Origin of the sequence: Microvirga aerilata, assembly GCF_016743775.1 — a bacterium.
In the GTDB taxonomy this organism is placed as follows: Bacteria; Pseudomonadota; Alphaproteobacteria; order Rhizobiales; family Beijerinckiaceae; genus Microvirga; species Microvirga aerilata.
In genome coordinates this window covers 1-5,103 of record NZ_JAEQMY010000184.1, presented here as the reverse complement: position 1 = coordinate 5,103, position 5,103 = coordinate 1, and the positions used below count along the sequence as shown (strand labels likewise).

At 62.8% G+C, this 5,103-nt stretch carries 5 protein-coding genes and 1 pseudogene; 2 read left to right on the top strand and 4 right to left on the bottom strand.

Going from position 1 to position 5,103, the window contains the following annotated elements:
- Positions 1 to 1,157, top strand: a 1,157-nt coding sequence (locus tag JKG68_RS31020) for a ferritin-like domain-containing protein (RefSeq protein ID WP_210346507.1), incomplete at its 5' end; no start/stop codon positions are given.
- Positions 1,158 to 1,195: 38 nt separating this feature from the next.
- Here the strand turns inward: JKG68_RS31020 and JKG68_RS31015 are convergent.
- From JKG68_RS31015 to JKG68_RS31000, 4 genes are all read right to left on the bottom strand, one after another.
- Entirely contained in the window at positions 1,196 to 1,849 is a 654-nt protein-coding gene (locus JKG68_RS31015) for a phosphatase PAP2 family protein (protein WP_202066160.1), read from the bottom strand.
- A 78-nt stretch (positions 1,850 to 1,927) separates the two neighbouring features.
- Positions 1,928 to 3,652 (bottom strand): MFS transporter, encoded by a 1,725-nt coding sequence (locus JKG68_RS31010; RefSeq protein ID WP_202066159.1) that lies wholly within the window; start codon positions 3,650 to 3,652, stop codon positions 1,928 to 1,930.
- A gap of 567 nt (positions 3,653 to 4,219) precedes the next feature.
- Positions 4,220 to 4,456 carry a hypothetical protein gene (locus tag JKG68_RS31005; protein ID WP_202066158.1) on the bottom strand — a complete coding sequence of 79 codons (237 nt, stop codon included), beginning with the start codon at positions 4,454 to 4,456 and terminating at the stop codon, positions 4,220 to 4,222.
- Between the two features lie 123 nt (positions 4,457 to 4,579).
- On the bottom strand, positions 4,580 to 4,912 hold the full coding sequence (locus JKG68_RS31000) for an MBL fold metallo-hydrolase (protein WP_202066157.1): 333 nt from the start codon (positions 4,910 to 4,912) through the stop codon (positions 4,580 to 4,582).
- Between the two features lie 109 nt (positions 4,913 to 5,021).
- On the opposite strand from JKG68_RS31000, the pseudogene JKG68_RS30995 reads away from it, so the two are divergent.
- Positions 5,022 to 5,103 (top strand): annotated as a pseudogene (locus JKG68_RS30995) (IS6 family transposase); the annotation flags it as partial.

The window sequence follows — 5,103 nt, the reverse complement described above, 5'->3', positions numbered from 1 at the left end:
TATGTCAGTCCGGTTCAGTTCGAAAGGCTGGCCGGATAGCTGCCAAACCGCTCTCCACAAATGCGGAGCAAGACCAGGCCGAGGCTGTCGCACAATGGAGACGGGTCATCCTTAGCGTGGCAGTGGAGGAAATGGGCCATCTCGCCATCGTCAACAACCTCCTCGTCGCCATCGGCGGAGCACCTCATTTCAACCGACCTAATCTACCCGTTGCCGAGGGCTACATGCCGGCCTGCTTCACTGTGCGGCTCACCCCGTTCGACGAGGCAGCCCTAGACCACTTCATCTTCCTGGAGCATCCGGAAGGATCGTCGGTTCAGGACCATGACACGTTCGGCGCTGAAGCGGAGGTCGTCAGAGAGGTCAAGGAGATACGGCTCACCCCGAGTGCTGAGGATTACGAGACCATCGCCGAACTGTACGGGATGATCCGAGAAGATCTCCAGTCTCTCGCCGCACGGCAAGGGTCCCTGGCTTTCATCGCGGCTTCTGGCGCAAGGCAGATCGGACCTGATGTTGTTGACCTACCTGGGGTGAGGGTGATCACTGATCTCCCAACTGCACTCCAGGCCTTGAACGTCATTGTAGAGCAGGGGGAAGGCTCACCTCACGAGTTAGAAGACAGTCACTTCGCCCGGTTTAACGCCATCAAAAGCGAGTGGGCGGAATTGAAGGCTTCAAATCCAGCTTTCAAGCCCGCTCATCCGGTAGCGCATGATCCCGTGATGCGCTGCCCGACTGATTCAACAAGCCGGGTCTGGATAATGGCACCTGAAGCTGTCAGGCACCTCGACCTCGCGAACGCGATCTATGGACAGGTGCTAATCCTGCTTGAGGAGGTCTATGCCCCCTCCATGTGTGCAACGGACAGGAGAGCGTTCTTTCAGGCGGCGATGTCCCTCATGCAAACACTTTCGCTGCTCGGACACAAGCTGGCCCGCATGCCCGCGTCCCCGGGTCATCCTGGCGTGATGGCTGGACTGACCTTCACGGTGCCACGCAACCTGGGTGCTCGCGGGCCTGGATCGGCTGAGCTGATCTTGGAGCGTCTCGGTGAGCTGTCGGAGGGGTACAAGGACGTTGCTGCTGACGAAGGCACCTCCCCTATCCAGCAAGCGTATCAGCAGCTTGAGAAGCAGATCCTGCACCGACGGTAAGCCTGAGCAAGCCTGGCCCCCAATCTGTCATGCCGGTCTTAGGCCCGCTGGTGAGTGGCGACTGTGGATTTGGGAGCTATCTTCGGCTTGCTCGTTGCAGCAAAAAGATACTTGGCTATTCCGTTGATGGCTGCCTCTGCTACGAGGCCCACCACCGCCCCTCCAACAACGTCAGCCGGGTAGTGCGCCCCACGTGGGATCTGAACAAGGGCGACTGCAGCCGCACCAGCATAAGCGGCGGTGCGGGCCTGAGGGTAGGCGCGACCCACAGCCCGCGCGACTGCAACGCTTCCTGCCGTGTGGCCTGACGGGAACGAGTGCCACGACCCCGCATCGGGTCCGAACGGCTCTACTGGGTACTGCCCCTTGTCCAAGAGGACGTTCGGCCGCGTTCGAGCCACGAGGCTCTTGAGCCCGGTCTTGATCCATGTTGCCAGGATGAGAGAGCCAAGCATGCGGGCCCCGGCTCCGGCCGCACACCGGTCTCCTGCCAGAACGCCGTAGGCCAGAACTACGCCCGACAGGGCAAGAAGCGGCGGCTGATCTCCCACCTCGCTCAAGGTCCCGAGACCGCGCACAAGAGGATGATCCTTGTGCTTTGCAAGATGGGTTGCGAGCGCGACGTCGGCTTCTTCTGCCTCAGAGCTGGCTGTGATGTTTGTTCGGCCTAGGTTAGTGTCGATGGTCAGCATGGCCCGTCAACGCGGACCCGCCGAGCACGGTTCGAAACCTTGTGCAGTACCCCGGCCCAGCGGTTTGTAGAGGCTCGTCTACACTGATCGCTCGGCAGACAGGGCCGGCGGCAAGTTCGGATCGAAAACCGTGGCCCGGGGGTCGCGCACGTTTGGCGCATCTTCGCCGCCGGCGACTGGCACGTAGGCCAGCAGATAGCGGGTGAGGGGTGCCCCCTCGTCCTGATGATAGCTTAGGATCCTGTCCTCGACCTCCCGGTCGACCACGGTCATGCGCTCGCGCACCCGCAGGTGATCAAGCCAGGTCGGTGTCTCGAAGCGCTCAATCCAGACCTCCGGATCGGTTGCGTCGCGGAGAAGGGCCCAGCGGCGGGCGCCATTGCGACGGCGCATGCGCTGAAGGCGGCTTGCGGCGGCGAGAAAGGGGCGGACGTTACCCGGAGCGATCCGGTATTCGGTGCTCGCCACCACTGGGCCGCTGTCCATATCGAGCGAAGGCCGGCCGCTCTCACCTTCCAGGTTAGATGGGATCGGCTCAACGTTGATCTGGTCTGTCGCAGGCATCGGCAGGACGCGGCCGAGAAAGGCCGTCACAGCCAGCGCGAGCGCCGCCGCAATCAGGCTCGTCGGCACGCCGTAGTGCTCGGCGACAACCCCCCAGAGCCATCCTCCCAGCGAGAGCCCACCAAAAACACCAGCTTGGTAGATTGCCATGGCACGTCCAACCACCCACCGTGGCGTCCGCAACTGGACAGTTACGTTGAACGTCGACAGGACCATAAGCCAGGCTGCACCTCCGAGCGCCAGAGCGAGCAGGGTGATCGGCAGATAAGGGCTGAGCCCCACGACAAGGCCTGCTCCCGCAAAGGCGGCGCTGCCGCCTGCCACGATCATTTCGCTCGTGAACCGCTCCCGAACCTGCCCTCCGACCAGAGCACCCCCAACCGCCCCTCCGCCGAAGGCAGCCAGGAGCAGGCCATAGGTAATCGCACTGCCACTGAGGAGATCCCGTGCGACAAGAGGGATCAATCCCCATAGCGCAGCCGCGAAGAACCCGAACGCAGCAGCGCGAACAAGTACCGTCTGGAGAGAGTGCGACAACCGTGCGAACCGGAGGCCTGCGAGCATTGCCGCCATCATGGTCTCCGCGGGCAACCTTGCCTCGGAGGCCGGCCGCTTCCACGCGAGCAGGACAGCGATGAGGCCGAGATATGAGAATGCATTGACGCCAAACGCCACCTGAGCACCTGCCCAGGCTACGATGGCGCCACCGAGTGCTGGCCCGGCCGCCCGGGCTAGGTTGAAGGCAACACTGTTGAGCGCAACCGCAGCCGACAACTCGCGCCGGGGCACCTGCTCACGAACGGAGGATTGCCACGCCGGCCCGTAGAGCGCGGCGCCTGACCCAAGCAGGAACGTAAGAGCGACCAGGAGCCATGGTGTGACCTGACCAAGCCAGGCGAGGACAGCGAGAGTGGCAGAGACAGCCAGCATGGCGCCCTGCGCCACCAACATGATCACCCGCCTGTCCCACACATCCGCCGCTGCGCCGGCAGGCAGGGAGAACAGCATGATCGGCAGGACCGTGGACACCTGGACGAGGGCGACCATGTCGGCCGAGGGCGCGAGCGAGGTCATCAGCCACGTCGCGCCGACGCTCTGGACCAGGCTGCCGAAGTTCGACACAAGGCTCGCAATCCATATGGCGAGAAAGATGCGCGATCGGAACGGGGAGAAGGTAGAGGTTGTTGGCGCCGTGTGAGAGTCGTCCGTGCTTGGTTGAGCTGACCTGAAAGCTGGCATGCAATGACCCTCGCCGGTAATTGGGGTTCGGCCGGACCTGGCCTGCACTGGGGTGACGTCGTCCCGATCCTTAACGTCGAATGTCTTTGACCTGTTCAGAAGGTTGTTCGCTGGCAGGCCAAGCAGAACAGAGCTTGAGCACGGGAAGAGAGCGATAAAGATCCACTTGGCCGCAAGCAGGGCATAGCAGGATCTGAGGTATGCCTTGAGTGGCTCGGCCTGGCGTGCGCTGCAAGCGTGCTGAATGTCTCGGGAGGGTCCGTGGCAGGTCTCGAAGGATCTGCGCCTGCATCTGGGCACCCCATCCTGAGCCGCGTCTGTGAAGCTCGGCAGACCCGAAGCTGATCGGAACGGTTGGCTACCTGGAGAGAAATGGCGCAAAGGGCAACCGTCGGTGATCCTTGGAAAATACTGGTGAGCGCGCCGGGACTCGAACCCAGGACCCTCCGCTTGAAAGTTAGTGGGATCTTCTTGAGCACCTCACCCTGTGCCCAGCCGGCTGGGTCCAAATCGCTTGCGTGCCGACGCCTCGGCTGCCTCCTATGGCACCGGAGGACCTTGGCTCAGTTACCTCGGCGGAGCACGCAGTTTGCCTGCCTCAGGCCTGTTGGTTCGCCGCCCAACCTCAGCCGCCACCTGGCTCCAAAAGAGGGTTCCGCTTGGGCTTCCCAGAGAGCGGCAGTAGTCGGCCTGCTCGCGAGCACGGGCATAGGCCTCTCGACCCTCATAGGCGATCAGGCACACAGCCTCGTACTCAACAGCGGTCAGGCCCTTGTTGCTGGGTGTACGCTTGACGAGGCTCACCAGAGCTTTGCGAATGGATCTGAGAAGCTGCCGCATCGGGTGGAGTGAAGCAGATTTCCTCGCGGATTGGCAATCCGCAAGGGGCAATTAGCGTCAGGGTCGCTTCACGCTGAAGGGACCGCCTCAGCGGGCTGCTCCGTATGGCCCGTACTCGACCGGAACCCAGGCATAGCCCGTGCCGTCCGGGCGCACATGGCCAATGCCGGGGAACGGCAGGTGAGCACCTGCAATCCAGAGCCGATCGCGTGCGGCATCGCTTAGGATCTTGCGCCGAGTGGCCACAGCCTCCTCCTTGTTGCTGTCGAACTCGATGGCAACCTCGGGTCGGGCAAACTGAACAGCATGGCTGTGTACGATGTCCCCCCACGCCAGAAGGCTCCGATCCCCCGAGGTGATCAGATAGCCCGTATGGCCAGGCGTATGCCCGAAGGCCGCAACAGCCCTGATCCCGGGCACCACCTCCTCGCCGGCTGCGAAGGTCTTGAGCCGCCCCGATGCCGAATAGGGCGCAACGGTGCTGTCACGTTAACTCGGGCATGACCGCGAGGCGGGTAGACTGGCTGACATGAGCAAGCCCGTCAGCTACAAGCGCCATCGCTTCCCACCAGAGATCATCGCCCATGCGGTCTGGTTGTACTTCCGGTTTC

Excerpts from the sequence above, each read along its gene's own strand:
- JKG68_RS31015 (WP_202066160.1), bottom strand. The coding sequence starts at position 1,849 with ATGCTGACCATCGACACTAACCTAGGCCGAACAAACATCACAGCCAGC.
- JKG68_RS31010 (WP_202066159.1), bottom strand. The coding sequence starts at position 3,652 with ATGCCAGCTTTCAGGTCAGCTCAACCAAGCACGGACGACTCTCACACG.